Here is a 1,919-nt window from a genome sequence, read left to right as displayed (position 1 = left end):
GCCGAGTTCCTCGCCGCCTACATGGAGGGCCTGCGCGCGGCCGGCGAGACGCCGCTCCGCGACTGGGATGCCGGGCTCGCCGACTGAGCGCCGGGACATGACCGGCCATGACAACGGAACCGGTGCGCCTAAGGCGGCGCACCGGACCCGATCCCCGCACCGGCCAGGGCCCTTGCTCAGGGCTTGGAACGGGCTGGTCGACGGGCTGGGCGCAGTCGGGACGATCCTGATCGGCGTCCTCATGCTCATCATCTGCGCCGATGTGGCGGTGCGGAACGTGACGGGAGGTTCGCTGCCGATGGTGGCCGAGGCGGGCGCGCTGCTGCTCGTGAGCATCGTCTACCTGCAGCTCGCCACGACCATCCCGCACGACCGTCTCGCGCGTGCCGACCTCTTCTTCGCGGGCTTCCGCAGGCGCTTTCCGCGCGGCGGCGCGATCCTCGCGGCGGTCTACGACCTGACGGCCGCCGCCGCGCTCGGCGTCGTCGCCTGGTCGACGATCACGACGCTCGAACGCGACTTCACGCGCGGCGAGTATATCGGTGTCACCGGCATCGCCACGCTGCCGACCTGGCCCTTCCGGGCGGTCATCCTGCTCGGCATGACCGTCGCGACGCTTCAGTGCCTCGTGATGCTGGCGGGCCGGCTGCGGCGGCGGCCGGGCGGTGCGCCATGACCGGGATCGAGATCGGCATCGCCGCCGTCATCCTGCTGATCGTTCTCATCTGGCTGGGCATGCCCATCGGGATCGCGATGCTCGTGGTCAGCTTCGGGGGCGTCGCGCTGATCCGGAACGAGGCCGTCGCGATCCGCATGGCGGGCTCGGTCGCCAACGACGCGCTGCGCGAATACCTCTTCGCGGTCGTGCCGCTCTTCGTGCTGATGGGGCTGCTCGTGACCGTGTCCGGCGTCGGCAAGGACACGTTCGACGTGTTCCAGCGGCTTCTCAGGAGGCTCGCGGCCGGGCTCGGTGTCGCCACGGTCTTCGCCAATGCCGTCTTCGCGGCGATCACCGGCATCTCGGTCGCCTCGGCCACCGTCTTCTCGCGCGTGGCGGTCCCCGAGATGACGCGGCACGGCTATTCCAGCCGTTTCGCCACCGGGGTCGTCGCGGGAAGCTCGGTCCTCGGCATGCTGATCCCGCCCTCGCTCCTGATGATCGTCTACGCGGTGCTGGCGGAGGAATCCGTCGGGCGGATGTTCCTCGCGGGGGTGGGCCCCGGCCTGCTCCTCGCCGCGATGTTCAGCGTGACGATCCTGCTCCTCGCGCGCTTCCGGCCCGGCTTCGTCTTCGACAGGACGGACGCCGCCGCGCCGACCGAGGACATCGGCACGCTCGAGATCCTGCGCAAGGGCGCGCCGATCCTGTCGCTCATCGCGCTGGTGCTGGGCGGCCTCTACGCCGGGTTCCTCAACCCGACCGAGGCAGGGGCCATCGGTGCGCTCGGCGCGCTGGTCCTCGCGCTCGCGCGGCGCTCGCTCGACCGCCGGAGCTTCTGGGGCATTCTCGTCGAGAGCGGGCAGATCACGGTCTCGGTGCTCTTCCTGATCATGGCCGCGACCTTCTTCTCGCGCATGCTGACGCTCTCGGGCCTGCCGGCGAGCCTTGCCGAGGTGTTCCTCTCCGGGCCCGTCGGCCCCTGGGGTTTCCTGATTCTCTACCTCGCGCTGGTGATCGCGCTGGGCTGCCTGATCGACTCCATCTCCATCATGCTGATCCTCCTGCCCATCGCGATCCCCATCGCCCAGGCGGCGGGCTTCGACATGATCTGGTTCGGCGTGATGACGGTCGTCGCGGTGGAGATCGGTCTCCTGACACCGCCCTTCGGGCTTTCGGTCTACACCATCAGGTCGGCGCTCAACGACCCCGCGCTGTCGGTGGGAGCCATCTTCCGAGGTGCGTTCCCCTTCGTGCTGAC

General features: G+C 69.8%; 2 protein-coding genes. Both read left to right on the top strand.

Annotated elements, in window-relative coordinates; all coding sequences use genetic code 11:
* Positions 1 to 172: 172 nt before the first annotated feature.
* On the top strand, positions 173 to 676 hold the full coding sequence (locus tag ACTS11_RS06545) for a TRAP transporter small permease subunit (protein ID WP_442639527.1): 504 nt from the start codon (positions 173 to 175) through the stop codon (positions 674 to 676).
* On the top strand, positions 673 to 1,919 hold a 1,247-nt coding region (locus ACTS11_RS06540; RefSeq protein WP_442639526.1), incomplete at its 3' end, for a TRAP transporter large permease. The genes ACTS11_RS06545 and ACTS11_RS06540, both read left to right, overlap by 4 nt.

Source organism: Roseicyclus sp. (genome assembly GCF_052168335.1).
Taxonomy (GTDB): Bacteria; Pseudomonadota; Alphaproteobacteria; order Rhodobacterales; family Rhodobacteraceae; genus Roseibacterium.
The sequence above is the reverse complement of the archived record's forward strand: the minus strand, read 5'-3'. Positions and strand labels throughout refer to the sequence as shown.